This window comes from Nonomuraea sp. NPDC050663 (genome assembly GCF_044456985.1).
In the GTDB taxonomy this organism is placed as follows: Bacteria; Actinomycetota; Actinomycetes; order Streptosporangiales; family Streptosporangiaceae; genus Nonomuraea.
On the sequence record NZ_JBITGL010000006.1, the window covers coordinates 405,986 to 419,267 of the forward strand.

General features: G+C 72.5%; 11 protein-coding genes. 9 read left to right on the forward strand and 2 right to left on the reverse strand.

Annotated elements, in window-relative coordinates; translation table 11 throughout:
- Positions 1-71 precede the first annotated feature (71 nt).
- Positions 72-581, reverse strand: coding sequence for a hypothetical protein (locus ACIBH1_RS22160; RefSeq protein ID WP_397315725.1), 510 nt, complete (start codon positions 579-581; stop codon positions 72-74).
- Between the two features lie 101 nt (positions 582-682).
- On the opposite strand from ACIBH1_RS22160, the gene ACIBH1_RS22165 reads away from it, so the two are divergent.
- Entirely contained in the window at positions 683-2,044 is a 1,362-nt protein-coding gene (locus ACIBH1_RS22165; RefSeq protein ID WP_397315726.1) for an FAD-binding oxidoreductase, read from the forward strand.
- Between the two features lie 48 nt (positions 2,045-2,092).
- Positions 2,093-4,243, forward strand: coding sequence for a protein kinase (locus ACIBH1_RS22170; protein ID WP_397315727.1), 2,151 nt, complete (start codon positions 2,093-2,095; stop codon positions 4,241-4,243).
- Here ACIBH1_RS22170 and ACIBH1_RS22175 read toward each other — a convergent pair.
- Positions 4,215-4,481: a hypothetical protein gene (locus tag ACIBH1_RS22175; protein ID WP_397315728.1), complete on the reverse strand. Its 267-nt coding sequence runs from the start codon at positions 4,479-4,481 to the stop codon at positions 4,215-4,217. The two genes, ACIBH1_RS22170 and ACIBH1_RS22175, sit on opposite strands and share 29 nt — an antisense overlap.
- 155 nt (positions 4,482-4,636) lie before the next feature.
- Between ACIBH1_RS22175 and ACIBH1_RS22180 the strand changes: the two genes are divergently transcribed.
- The 7 genes from ACIBH1_RS22180 (at position 4,637) to ACIBH1_RS22210 (ending at position 13,271) form a co-directional block, all read left to right on the forward strand.
- Positions 4,637-4,873, forward strand: a complete 237-nt coding sequence (locus ACIBH1_RS22180; RefSeq protein WP_397315730.1) for a DUF6343 family protein — start codon at positions 4,637-4,639, stop codon at positions 4,871-4,873.
- 77 nt (positions 4,874-4,950) lie between these two features.
- Positions 4,951-6,789: a serine/threonine-protein kinase gene (locus tag ACIBH1_RS22185; RefSeq protein ID WP_397315731.1), complete on the forward strand. Its 1,839-nt coding sequence runs from the start codon at positions 4,951-4,953 to the stop codon at positions 6,787-6,789.
- 36 nt (positions 6,790-6,825) lie between these two features.
- Positions 6,826-7,461, forward strand: a complete 636-nt coding sequence (locus ACIBH1_RS22190) for a TetR/AcrR family transcriptional regulator (RefSeq protein ID WP_397315732.1) — start codon at positions 6,826-6,828, stop codon at positions 7,459-7,461.
- Positions 7,462-7,475: 14 nt separating this feature from the next.
- Positions 7,476-9,008, forward strand: coding sequence for an acyl-CoA carboxylase subunit beta (locus tag ACIBH1_RS22195; RefSeq protein WP_397315834.1), 1,533 nt, complete (start codon positions 7,476-7,478; stop codon positions 9,006-9,008).
- Positions 9,005-10,855, forward strand: coding sequence for a biotin carboxylase N-terminal domain-containing protein (locus tag ACIBH1_RS22200; protein WP_397315733.1), 1,851 nt, complete (start codon positions 9,005-9,007; stop codon positions 10,853-10,855). Before ACIBH1_RS22195 ends, ACIBH1_RS22200 begins: the two co-directional genes overlap by 4 nt.
- Positions 10,852-11,628, forward strand: coding sequence for an enoyl-CoA hydratase-related protein (locus ACIBH1_RS22205; RefSeq protein WP_397315734.1), 777 nt, complete (start codon positions 10,852-10,854; stop codon positions 11,626-11,628). The genes ACIBH1_RS22200 and ACIBH1_RS22205 overlap by 4 nt, the downstream gene beginning before the upstream one ends.
- Positions 11,616-13,271, forward strand: a complete 1,656-nt coding sequence (locus ACIBH1_RS22210; RefSeq protein WP_397315735.1) for an acyclic terpene utilization AtuA family protein — start codon at positions 11,616-11,618, stop codon at positions 13,269-13,271. Before ACIBH1_RS22205 ends, ACIBH1_RS22210 begins: the two co-directional genes overlap by 13 nt.
- Positions 13,272-13,282: the final 11 nt, after the last annotated feature.

The window sequence follows — 13,282 nt, forward strand, 5'->3', positions numbered from 1 at the left end:
TCCGGGATTGCGCCTGCGTCCTCACGATGAGTCGCGTCCCGGGCGTGCGCATGAGTAGGTGGGTGCTCAATTCACCGGCGGAAGCCGAAGATGTACTGCCGCGTCTCGCTGGGGTGGAAGGTCACCCCCACGCCCGGTTCGTAGACGAGGTTGTCGCGGCGGCAGTAGTGCAGGCTCTCCCAGACCTCGATGGCCCTCTCGCGGGCGGGCGCCTCGGCCAGGTCACGCTTTTGCGCGCCGTACGAGCCGATCACGAACAGCAGCCCGAGGCCCCAGAAGACGCCGGTCAGGCAGAAGGGGGCCAGGAGCACCTCGCCCCAGCTCGACTCGCGCGCCATGGCCAGCACCAGCGAGGTGACCAGGTGCACGAGGGCGGCGACGCCGAGCATGATGTAGCCCTGGTTGCGCGCCCACGGCGTGTAGTGGCGTTGCGGGAACGACAGCCAGATCGCCAGCTGCGTGCGGCTCATCACGTGTTTGCGCGTGACGGGTACGGCGGGCAGGTCGGCGACCTCGCGGTCGCGTGGCATGCGGACACGACCGATCTTGAACGTGGTCCCCGCGGCGACGACGCCAGGCACGGCTGCTACCTGGTCGTCCCCCTTACACACCGGGCAGCTCGTATCCACCCGGGCAAGTCTGGTCTGATCGGACTGTCCACGCAAACCGTAAAGTTGCTCCCGTGAGCTCACTTGACGCACTTGCCGAAAATCTTCCAGAGGGACGGTTGCTGACCGATCCCGATGTGATCGATTCCTACGCCCGTGACAGGACGTTCCTGGAACCCGGCAAGGCTCTGGCCGTCGTGCTGGCTCGCACCCGCGACGACGTGGTGACCACGATGCGGTGGGCGAGCGAGCACCGGGTGCCGGTGGTGCCGCGCGGCGCGGGCACCGGGCTGGCCGGGGGCGCGACGGCCTCCGAGGGCTCGGTCATCCTGTCGCTGGCCCGGATGACCGCGATCACGGAACTGTCGCCCGCCGACGAGATCGCCGTCGTGGAACCCGGAGTGATCACCGCTGATCTGGACAGGGCCGCGCGTGAGCATGGGCTGATGTATGCCCCGGATCCCTCCTCCTATGAGATTTCCACCATCGGCGGAAATCTGGCGACCAACGCCGGGGGCCTGCGCTGCGTGAAGTACGGCGTGACCCGCGACTCCGCGCTCGGCCTGGAGGTCGTCCTGGCCGACGGGCGGGTGCTCAACACCGGGCGCCGCACCATGAAGGGCGTGACCGGCTACGACCTGACCGGCCTGTTCGTCGGCTCGGAAGGCACGCTCGGCGTGATCACGTCGGCGACCGTACGGCTGCGCCGCGCGCCCGCGGCGCCTCCCGCGACGTTCGCGGCCGAGTTCGGCTCCCTGCGCGACGCCGCCGCCGCCGTCTCGGCGATCATGGCGGCCGGATGCCAGCCGTCGCTGATGGAGATGCTGGACCGTGCCACGCTGAAGGCCATCGACGACTGGCGCAACATCGGCCTGGAGGACTCCACCCAGGCGATGCTGATCGGCCAGTCCGACGCCGCCGACAGCCAGGCGGCGATCACCAGGATGGGGCAGCTGTGCGGGGCCGGCGGCGCCTCCTTCGTCGCCGTGTCGTCGACGCCCGCCGAGGCCGAGGAGCTCATCGCCGTGCGCCGCATGGCCTACCAGGCCAAGGAGCGCCTGGGCGCCTGCCTCGTCGAGGACGTCTGCGTGCCGCGCTCGGCGCTGCCCGACATGATCTCGGCCATCGAGGCCGCCGCCGCCCGCCACGGCGTGATGATCTGCACCGTCGCGCACGCCGGCGACGGCAACCTGCACCCCGTCTTCGTCTTCGACCACGGTACGGCCGAGCCGCCCGCCCAGGTGTGGGCGGCGGCTGACGAGGTGTTCACCAAGGCGCTCGAATTCGGCGGCACCCTCACCGGCGAGCACGGGGTGGGCGTGCTGAAGCGTCGCTGGCTTTCTCTTGAATCCGGTCCCGTGGCCGCTGACGTGCAGCAAGGCATCAAGGCGGTGTTCGATCCGCTCGGCATTCTCAATCCGGGCAAAGCCATCTGATCGTCACTCTGGTAGCGTTTTGCCCCACTTTTACGAGAGGGGTCAGGGGTGACGCAGTACCAGCCGCTGTCGGCGGACGATCCACGGCGGCTGGGCGCCTACGACGTCGTCGCCCGCCTGGGCGAGGGCGGACAGGGCGTCGTCTACCTCGGCCGGGGAGCCACCGGCGAACAGGTGGCGATCAAGCTGCTGCACCGGGCCCTGGTCGCCGACCCCGAGGCACGCGGGCGATTCCTGCGCGAGGTCGCCGTCGCCCAGCGGGTGGCACGCTTCTCCACGGCCCCGGTGCTGCACGCCGACCTCGACGGCTCCCGGCCGTACATCGTGAGCGAATACGTGCCAGGACCCTCCCTGCGGGAGCTGGTGCAGAACGAGGGGCCACGGCGCGGCGCCTCCCTGGAGCGCATCGCGATCAGCACCGCCACCGCGCTCGCCGCCATCCACCGGGCCGGGATCCTGCACCGCGACTTCAAGCCCGCCAACGTGCTCATGGGCCCCGAAGGACCCGTCGTCATCGACTTCGGGGTCGCGCGGGCCCTGGACTCGCCGGGGACGACCGCCACCGGGATGAGCGTCGGCACCCCCGCCTACCTCGCCCCCGAGCAGCTCAGCGGGCACCCCGTCTCCGAGGCGGCGGACGTGTTCGCGTGGGGCATCACGATGGTGTTCGCGGCGACGGGGAAACCCGCGTTCGGGTCGGACACCATTCCGGCGGTGATGAACCGGATCCTGCACCAGGAGCCCGCGCTGGAGGGGCTCGACGGGGCGCTGCTGGGGCTGGTGGCCGAGTGCCTGTCCAAGGATCCCGCCCAGCGACCCACGGCGGACCGGCTGGTACTGCGGCTCACGGGCCAGCCCATCCCAGCCTCGGCCATCGAGCCGGTGGCGGCGCCATCGGCCCCCGCGGCGTCGTCTGTGCCGCCGGCGTCCCCCGCGCCGCCGTTCCCCTTGCCATCGGACTCCCCGGCGCAACCAGCCTCCGCGCAACCAGCCTCCGCGCAACCAGCCTCCGCGCAACCAACCTCCGCGCCGTCGGCCGGTCGGCAGGGGCCCTCGGCGCCCGCCTCCCGTGGCGCCGGGTCGGTGGGAAGCGGCGCCACGGAGCCCGGCGCCCGTCACGGCGCGCAACACGGCCACGTCCCCCCGCCCGGCGTCCCATCACCGGGCGCCGAGGCACCGGGCGTCCAGGCATCGGGTGTCCCATCACCCGGCCCCCAGGCACCGGGCCCCGTCCCCCCGTCCAGCCCCGTCCCTCCCGCGGTTCCCGACCGTGACCAGGTGCGCGGCGGGCTCACCCGCGCGTCCTCCCGCCGGCGCCAGGCCCAGCCCCAGCGCCGGGGCCTCATGGTCGCTCTGTCCAGCGCGGCGGCTCTGGCCATCGCCGTCGGGGCCGGGATCGTGATCACCCAGGCGGGCCAGACCTCCCAGGCGGCGGGCCTCGTCGCCGCCGGAGGCCCCACTGCGGAGGGCGGCGCCGCCGGAGGCAACCCCGGCGGCCAGCACCCCGGCGACCCCAACGGCACCGACCCCAGCGGCCCCAACGGCTCCGCCGACCCCACGGACCCGAACTCCGCCGCGGTCTCCCCCGAGCCGTCGGGAACCATCACCCTGGCCCCGCCGAAGCCCACCAAGCGAGCCGTCACCCCGCCCAGCGCCAGGCCCACCGCCCGCCCGACCGCCAAGCCGAGTACCAAGCCGACGCCGACCCGCAAGCCGACGCCGTCCAGGACACCTTCCAAGACGCCCTCGAAGTCCCCCTCCAAGTCCCCCAGCCCGACGCCCTCCAAGTCGCCGACCAAGAGCTCTACGCCCACGCCGTCCAAGACGCCGACGGTCAAGCCGACTCCCACCCCCACCAAGACCACGGCCGCCCCCAAGCCGAACCCCCACACGGCGACGGGGGTGTGCGGCTCCGGATTCCGGGTGGTCGACTCACGCGCTCTGGGCACCGTCGCGACCGTCTACCTGCTGTACAACGGCACCAAGAACTGCGTGGTGACGCTGTCGAAGTACGTCTCGACGACCAAGGTGTCGGCCAGCGCCACGCTGCAGGTCAAGGGCGGCGCCACCGCCACCGACTCGGGCTCGTTCACGGTCTACGCGGGCCCGGTACGGCTCGCGGCGGCCAAGACGTGCGTCATCTGGGGCGGCTCCTGGGCAGGCAAGAGCTTCAAGAGCGGCTGGAGCCACTGCGGCTGACCGGCCGAGGCCGTGGCGGGCCCGGCTCAGCCCCGAGGTCGCGCACCACGTTGTCGAGGCGGTGGGCCAGGAGGTCCAGGCGCTCGTCGGTGAGGTCGCCCGCGGGCATCAGGCGGGCGAGCTCCTCCCGGCTTCCCACGATCAGGCCGCGATGGGCCTCGTCGATCTCGCCCGCCGGGAGGACCAGGCACTCTCCGCGTACGAACACCAGGGTCGCGTCGGGGTCGGACGATTCCATCAGCCGCCGTACACACTCGCGGTCGACCAGCGGCCTGAGCGCCTCCTTCTGGTCCTGGTCCGCGATCGGGGCCGCCTACCCGGGGCTGCGGGCAGCAGACCGAGTGGCCGTTTGCCCGGTGGAGGCCGGGTAGGAATCCGGAGAGGTGAGCGACCGTGAACCGATCCGACCGGATGTGGGGGTGGCTGTCCCCGACCGGGGAGCGCCCGCGTAGCGCGCTGGGGTTGCGCCTGGTGCTGGCGGCGTTCGGCCTGGTGATCACCGGCGTGTGCGCGGTGATCGCGGCGAGCAACGGCTGGGTGGCGGCGGCGATTCTTTCCGTGGTGCTGGCGCTGGTGGCGGCGGTTGACCTGGTCGTCGTGCTCCGCCGTAGGCGATCAGAACGGCTTTGACACGACAAGCCTGAGACGGGTCAACAGTCACACTGGTACCGTTTTGCCCCAACTGTGTGCGGGGTCAGGGGGTACCGGTGAGTCAGTTCCAGCCGTTGTCGGCCGGCGATCCGCGGCGCCTGGGCGCCTACGACGTGGTCGCCCGGTTGGGCGAGGGCGGGCAGGGTGTCGTCTACCTCGGCCGCGGCGTCTCCGGTGAGCAGGTGGCGATCAAGCTCCTCCACCAGGCGCTCGTCGCCGACCCCGAGGCCCGTACACGCTTCCTGCGCGAGGTCGCCGTCGCCCAGCGGGTGGCGCGATTCTCCACGGCCCCGGTGCTGCACGCCGACCTCGACGGCTCGCGGCCGTACATCGTGAGCGAATACGTGCCAGGGCCCTCGCTGCGGGAGCTGGTGCAGAACGAGGGGCCGCGCCGTGGCGCGGCACTCGAACGGATCGCGATCAGTACGGCTACTGCGCTGGCCGCCATCCACCGGGCCGGAATCCTGCACCGCGACTTCAAGCCCGCCAACGTGCTCATGGGCCCCGAAGGGCCCGTCGTGATCGACTTCGGGGTGGCGCGGCAGCTCGACTCGCCGGGCGGCACCGCCACCGGGCTGGCCATGGGCACGCCCGCCTACCTCGCCCCCGAGCAGCTCACCGGGGCGCCGGTCTCCGAGGTCGCCGACGTGTTCGCGTGGGGCGTGACGATGACGTTCGCCGCCACGGGGCAGGCGGCGTTCGGATCGGACAGCATTCCTGCGGTGATGAACCGGATCCTGCATCAGGAGCCCGCGCTGGAGGGGATGGAGGGGGCGCTGCGGGAGCTCGTGGCGGTGTGCCTGTCGAAGGACCCGTCGCAGCGGCCTACGGCTGATCAGCTGGTGTTGAGGTTGACGGGGCAGCCGATCCCGGCCGCCGCCATCGAGCCGGTGGCGCCGCCGTCGTCGGGGCTGGGGAGCGGCGCGCCGGCGCCGTTCAGGCTCAGCGACCCGGCGCCGGTGTTGCGCCCGGTCCCGCCCGTGGCGTCCTCGGCCACACCGCCGCCGCCCACCGCGGCCCAGGGCCCTGGCCAGGGACAGGGACACGGCCAGGGAGCTGCCCAGGGGCCGGGGCACGGGCAGATGCCGGGGCACGGGCAGGGCCCCTCGCACGGGCCGGAGCATGGGCAGATGCCGGGGTTCGGGCAGATGCCAGGGCATGGGTACGGGCCAGGGCCGGGGCAGGGACACGGCCAGGGACACGGGCAGGGAGGCGGGCCAGCGCAAGGGCACGGCCAGGGTTCGGGCCCGTCGCCGTGGGCTGGGCCGCAGCCGTTCTCCGCGCCCCAGCCGATGACGGGCCCCCACGGCGCCGGACCGCACGGCGGCGGACCCCACGGCGGTGGGCCGCAGGCGGCCAATCCCTTCTCCCCCGAAGCCTCCCGCCCCACCCCCCTGAACCCCCAGGACGCCGCCCCCGTCCCGCCGCCCGTGCCGAGCCGGGGCCTGACGCGGGCCGCAACCGCCCGCTCGCGGGCCGGGAAACCCCGCCGCACCCTCGTCCTGACGCTGTCCGCCGTGGCCGCCACCGTGGTCCTGGCGACGGCGGGCACGCTGGTGTTCCTCCGCCTGAACGCCCCCGACACCACGGCCCGCCTGGTGGCCTCGCAGAACACGGCGTCGGCCGAGCCGGTGGCCGAGGAGGAGCCGACGCCCACGCCGACGCCCACCAAGACGATCGTCATCCGCCCGACCAAGACCAAGAAGCCGACGAAGACGCCGACGGTCACGGTGGCGCCCACCTACCGCCCCCGGCCGACGCAGAAGCCGACCACGGCCAAGCCGTCGCCCACGCCGACGAAGAAGAAAAAGAAGGACATGATCGACCCGGATTCCGGCCCGACGGGGTCGCCGAGTCCGAGCCCGAGTCCCAGCCCGAGCACCACCAAGAGGTGACTTCCCCGGGCGCCGCCCCGGGGCTAGATTGTTGACGTGATCGTCAGATCGGAGGAGGCGCTGACCGCCCGCGGCAGGCGGACCAGGTCGGCGCTCATCCAGGCGGGCCGGGCGGCCTTCGAGGAGCAGGGTTTCGACGCCGTGCGCGTCGATGACGTGTGCGCGCGGGCGGGGGTGTCGCATGGCACGTTCTACACCTACTTCTCCGGCAAGGAGGCGCTGTTCACCGAGGTGACGAGCGCCGTGATGGGGGAGATGTTCGCCGCGAACGTCGTCGGTTCGCTGGCGCCGGGTGATCCGCAGGCGCGCATCGAGGCGGCCAACCGCCTCTATCTGCGCGCCTGGGCGGCCAATTCGCGCATGGTGCGGATGCTGGAGCAGGCGGCCGCGGGCGACGACAGGTTTCGTGCGCTGCTGCTGGAGGTGCGCGAGGTGTTCGTGCGGCGCGGCGCGGACGGGCTGCGGCGGCTGCAGGAGCAGGGTCTGGCCGATCCGTCGCTGGACCCGAGGCTGACCGCGATCATGCTGGGCGGCATGGTGGAGCATTTCGCTCATGTCTGGCTGGATCTGGGCGAGCAGGCCGATGAGGAGACCGCGGTGGCGTTGCTGACGAAGCTCTGGGCGCGGGCCATCGGGTTGACGCCCACGTCAAGTACGGAGGTGACGCCGTGAGCAATCGGGAGGCGATGCTCGCCAAGCTGGCCGAGCTCTCGGACGAGCTGGCCAAGGCCACGCAGGGCGGCGGGCCGAAGTACGTCGAACGGCACCGCAAGCGCGGCAAGCTGCTCGCGCGCGAGCGCATCGAGCTGCTGATCGACCCCGACTCCCCGTTCCTGGAGTTGTCGCCGCTGGCGGCCTGGGGCAGTGACTTCCCGGTGGGAGCCAGCGTCGTGACGGGCATCGGCGTGATCGAGGGCGTCGAGTGCCTCATCACCGCCAACGACCCGACCGTGCGCGGCGGCGCGTCGAATCCGTGGACGCTCAAGAAGACCCTGCGCGCCGCCGACATCGCCCTGCAGAACCGCCTGCCGTACGTGAACCTGGTCGAGTCGGGCGGCGCGGACCTGCCCACCCAGAAGGAGATCTTCATCCCGGGCGGCCGGATCTTCCGCGATCTGACCAGGCTCAGCGCGGCGGGCATCCCGACGATCGCCCTCGTCTTCGGCAACTCGACGGCGGGCGGCGCCTACGTGCCCGGCATGAGCGATCACGTCGTGATGGTCAAGGAGCGCGCGAAGGTGTTCCTCGGCGGGCCGCCGCTGGTCAAGATGGCCACGGGCGAGGAGTCCGACGACGAGTCGCTGGGCGGGGCGGAGATGCACGCGCGGGTGAGCGGCCTGGCCGACCACCTGGCCGCCGACGAGCACGACGCGCTGCGCATCGGGCGCTCCATCGTCAGGTCGCTCAACTGGCGCAAGCTGGGCTCGCGGCCGCGTGCCGTACGCGAGCCGGTACTGCCCGTCGACGACCTGCTCGACATCGTGCCCGAGGACCTGCGACGGCCGTTCGACCCGCGCGAGGTGATCCTGTGCATCACCGACGGCAGCGAGTTCGAGGAGTTCAAGCCGCTGTACGGCAGCAGCCTGGTGACCGGGTGGGCGTCGATCCACGGTTTCCCGGTCGGCATCCTGGCCAACGCGCGCGGCGTGCTGTTCAGCGAGGAGTCGCAGAAGGCCACCCAGTTCATCCAGCTGGCCAACCAGACCCGCACCCCGCTGCTGTTCCTGCAGAACACCACCGGCTACATGGTCGGCAAGGACTACGAGCAGCGCGGCATCATCAAGCACGGCGCGATGATGATCAACGCGGTGTCGAACTCGACCGTGCCGCATCTGACCGTGGTGATGGGGGCGTCGTACGGCGCGGGCAACTACGGCATGTGCGGGCGCGCCTACGATCCGCGTTTCCTGTTCTCGTGGCCCAGCGCCAAGTCGGCGGTCATGGGGCCCGCCCAGCTGGCCGGGGTGTTGTCGATCGTGGGCCGCGCCGCCGCCGAGGCGCGCGGGCAGGTCTACGACGAGGAGGCCGACGCGGCGATGCGGGCCATGGTCGAGGCGCAGATCGAGGCCGAGTCGCTGCCGTTCTTCCTGTCGGGACGCCTCTACGACGATGGCGTCATCGACCCGCGCGACACGCGGACCGTGCTCGGGATCTGCCTGTCGGCGGTCAACAGCGCCCCGCTTCCCGCGCCTTCCGGGTTTGGAGTGTTCCGGCCATGATCACCCGTTTGCTGGTCGCCAACCGGGGCGAGATCGCCCGGCGTGTCTTCCGCACCTGCCGTTCGCTCGGCGTCGAGACGGTGGCGGTCTTCTCCGACGCCGACGCGGACGCGCCGCACGTGGCCGAGGCCGGCCATGCCGTACGGCTCGGCGGCCCCTCCCCCTACCTGTCGATCGAGGAGATCCTGCGGGCCTGCCGCGATTCCGGATGCGACGCCGTGCACCCGGGATACGGGTTCCTGTCGGAGAACGCGGCCTTCGCGCAGGCGGTCATCGACGCCGGGCTCACCTGGGTCGGGCCGTCGCCCGAGGCCATCGCCGCGATGGGCGACAAGGTGGCGGCCAAGCGGCTCATGCAGGAGGCGGGCGTCCCGGTGCTGACCGCCGACGGGCGGACCTTCCCCCTGCTGGTCAAGGCGGCCAAGGGCGGCGGCGGCCGGGGCATGCGGATCGTGCGCGAGGCGCGGGAGCTCGACGAGGCGATGGCCGCCGCGTCGCGGGAGGCGCAGGCGGCCTTCGGCGACGGCGCGGTCTTCGCCGAGCCGCTCCTGGAGCGCGCCAGGCACATCGAGGTGCAGGTCCTGGCCGACGGGCACGGCACGGTGTGGACCCTGGGCGAGCGGGAGTGCTCGATCCAGCGCCGCCACCAGAAGGTCGTCGAGGAGGCGCCCTCCCCCGGCATCACCGACGCCGTCAGGGAGCGGTTGTTCGAGGCGGCGGACCGGGCCGCGAGGAAGATCGGCTACGTGGGCGCGGGCACGGTGGAGTTCCTGGTGAAGGACGACACGATCGCCTTCCTGGAGATGAACACCCGCCTGCAGGTGGAGCACCCGGTGACCGAGCTGGTCTACGGGGTGGACCTGGTCGCGCTCCAGCTCGAGATCGCCGAGGGCGCGCACCTGCCGGAGGCCGCGCCGTCCCCCTCCGGGCACGCCGTCGAGGTGCGCCTGTACGCCGAGGACCGCGACTTCCTGCCGCAGAGCGGGCCGCTGCACCGTTTCGAGATCCCGGGTGACGTGCGGGTCGACGCGGGCGTCGAGTCTGGCTCGGTGGTGACGACGTTCTACGACCCGATGCTCGCCAAGGTCATCGCCCACGGCTCCAGCCGTACGGCGGCCGTGAGAAGGCTCGCCAGGGCCCTCAGGGACGCCAGGCTGCACGGGATCACGACGAACCGCGACCTCCTGGTCGATGTCCTGGAGAGCGAGGCGTTCCTCGCGGGCGACACCCACACCGGCTTCCTCGATCAGCACCTGCCTCCGAAGGACCCGCCCACCGAGCTGTCCGCCCTGGCCGCGGCGCTGGCGGGGGCGGCGGCCAACCGCGCGGGGGCGACGGTCCTGCGGAGCGTCCCGGCGGGCTGGCGCAACGTGCGCTCCCAGCCGCGCACGGCCCGCTTCGCCGAGGCGGAGGCGGTCTACGACCCGCTGCCCGAGGGCGTCACGGTGATCAGCGCCACGCCGACCCGGGTGACCTTGGAAAGCGGGAGCCTGCGGCACACTTTCCACGTGGCCACCTACGGCGACACCGTGCACGTCGACTCGTCGCTGGGATCCGTGCGGCTCACCGCCCTGCCCCGGCTGCCGCGGCCGGTCGTCGAGGTGGCCCCCGGCTCCCTGCTGGCCCCGATGCCCGGTAGCGTGCTGCGCGTCGACGTCGGGCCGGGCGATCACGTGAACGCGGGTCAGGTGGTGGTCGTGCTCGAGGCGATGAAGATGGAGCATCAGATCGTGGCCCCCGCCTCCGGCGTGGTGTCCGAGGTAGCGGTGGAGAAGGGCCGGCAGGTCGAGGCGGGAGCCGTGCTGGCCGTCATCTCCCCAAGCGTCTCCGAAGGGGAGAGGGCATGACACGCCTGGTTCACAAGCAGCTCGACGGCGGGATCGCCACGATCACCCTCGACTCGCCCCCCAACCGCAACGCGCTGTCGGTGCGGCTGCTCACCGACCTCGAGGACCGGCTGAACTGGGCGCTGGCCGAGCCCGCCGTCCGCGTGATCATCCTGACCGGCACGGGCCGGGTGTTCTGCTCAGGCGCCGACCTGAAGGAGCAGCGGGTCGAGCCGGCGCGCGGCGCCGCGGACGCGCCGGTCACCGCGTCCTTCCCGGAGATCATGTCGCTGATCTGGGAGTCGCCCAAGCCGGTCATCTGCCGGATGAACGGCACCGCCCGCGCGGGCGGCCTGGGGCTGGTGGCCTCCTGCGACTTCGCGATCGCCCCGCTGACCGCCTCGTTCGCCTTCTCCGAGGTACGGCTCGGCGTCGTGCCCGCGATGATCTCCGTCCCCGTGCTGCGCCGCCTGGACGCCAGGTCCGCCTCCGAATACCTGATGACCGGCGAGGTCTTCGACGCCTCGCGCGCCCAGGAGATCGGGCTGATCAACCGGGCCGTCCCCGAGGAGGAGCTCGACGCCACCGTGCAGCACTACGCCGAGATGCTGGTCAAGGGCGGTCCCGAGGCGCTGGCGATCACCAAGCGGCTGCTGCGCGAGCTCCCGTCGGTCTCCTTCGACGAGGGCATGAGGCAGATGGCCGCGTTGTCGGCGCAGCGGTTCACCTCCGACGAAGGCCAGGAGGGCATCGCCGCCTTCATGGAGAAGAGGCCGCCGAAATGGACCCTCTGATCATCGCCAACTGCAGCGGCTTCTACGGCGACCGCCTGTCGGCCGCCCGCGAGATGGTCGAGGGCGGCCCCATCGACGTGCTGACCGGCGACTGGCTGGCCGAGCTGACCATGCTGATCCTGGCGGGCAACCGGCTGAAGGGCCGTCCCGGCTACGCGCCCACGTTCGTCAAGCAGATGGAGCAGGTGCTCGGCACCTGCCTGGAGCGCGGCATCAAGGTCGTCTCCAACGCGGGCGGCCTCGACCCGGCGGGCTGCGCCGAGGCGGTCGCCAAGCTGGGCCTCGGCGCCAGGATCGCCTGCGTCACGGGCGACGACCTGACGGGGCGCGACCTCGACCTCACCAACGCCGACACCGGCGAGCCGCTCGACGCCGCCCCCCTGACCGCCAACGCCTACCTCAGCGGCCGTCCCATCGCGGCGGCGCTGGAGGCGGGCGCCGACGTCGTCATCACCGGCCGCGTCACCGACGCCGCCCTGGTCACCGGGCCGGGCATCTGGCGGTACGGCTGGCAGCCCGGCGATCTCGACGCGCTGGCCGGATCGGTGGTCGCCGGGCACATCCTCGAGTGCGGCTGCCAGGCGACCGGCGGCAACTACTCGTTCTTCACCGAGGTCCCCGACCTGGCGCACTGCGGCTTCCCCATCGCCGAGCTGCACGCCGACGGGTCGAGCGTGATCACCAAGCACCCCGGCACCGGGGGCCGCGTCTCCGTCGGCACCGTCACCGCCCAGCTCCTGTACGAGATCGGCTCGCCCCGCTACCTCGGCCCCGACGTGGTCGCCCGCTTCGACACCATCGAGCTCGCCGAGGAGGGGCCCGACCGGGTGCGCGTCTCCGGCGTGCGCGGCGAGGCCCCGCCCGACACGCTGAAGGTCGCCGTCAACCACCTGGGCGGCTACCGCAACACCATGACGCTCATGGTCACCGGGCTCGATCAGGAGGCCAAGGCCCGGCTGGCCGAGGAGGCGATCTGGGCGCGGGTGCCGCGCGAGTCGTTCGAGCGGGTGGACGTCTCGTTCGATCCGCCGCTGCTGCGCATCACGGTGATGTCGCCGGACAAGGCGGTGGCGGGGCGGCGCTTCTCCAGCGCGGTCGTCGAGACCGGCCTGGCCTCCTTCCCGGGCTTCTACGGCCTCACGCCGCCGGGCGACGCCTCGCCGTACGGGATCTACTGGCCGGTGCTGGTCCCGGCCGCCGAGGTGCGGCCGGTGATCCACCTCGACGGCGTCGCGGTCCCCTACGAGCAGCCCGCGCGGCCGCCCTCCGGCGAAGCGCGGGGCCCCGTGCCCGCGCCCGTGCCCGGCGGCGCTCCGCCGACGGTCAGGGCCGCGCTCGGCACCGTGATCGGCGCCCGCTCCGGCGACAAGGGCGGCAACGCCAACCTCGGCGTGTGGGTGCGGCGGCCCGCCCATTACGGCTGGCTGGCGCAGGCCCTCACCGTGGAGGGCCTCAAGCGGCTGCTCCCCCACCTGGAGCCGTACCGCATCGACCGCTACGAGCTGCCCAACCTGCTTGCCGTCAACTTCGTCGTCCACGGCCTGCTCGGCCGCGGCGTGGCCGCCAGCCCGCGCCTCGATCCGCAGGCCAAGGCCCTGGGCGAGGAACTGCGCGCCCAGGTCGCCGACGTGCCGGCCCCCTGACGGCGCCGGTT

Bases quoted from the DNA above. Each gene is read 5' to 3' on its own strand.
- ACIBH1_RS22175 (WP_397315728.1), bottom strand. From the start codon at position 4,481: ATGGAATCGTCCGACCCCGACGCGACCCTGGTGTTCGTACGCGGAGAG.
- ACIBH1_RS22195 (WP_397315834.1), top strand. From the start codon at position 7,476: ATGCTCGCCAAGCTGGCCGAGCTCTCGGACGAGCTGGCCAAGGCCACG.
- ACIBH1_RS22200 (WP_397315733.1), top strand. From the start codon at position 9,005: ATGATCACCCGTTTGCTGGTCGCCAACCGGGGCGAGATCGCCCGGCGT.
- ACIBH1_RS22205 (WP_397315734.1), top strand. From the start codon at position 10,852: ATGACACGCCTGGTTCACAAGCAGCTCGACGGCGGGATCGCCACGATC.
- ACIBH1_RS22210 (WP_397315735.1), top strand. From the start codon at position 11,616: ATGGACCCTCTGATCATCGCCAACTGCAGCGGCTTCTACGGCGACCGC.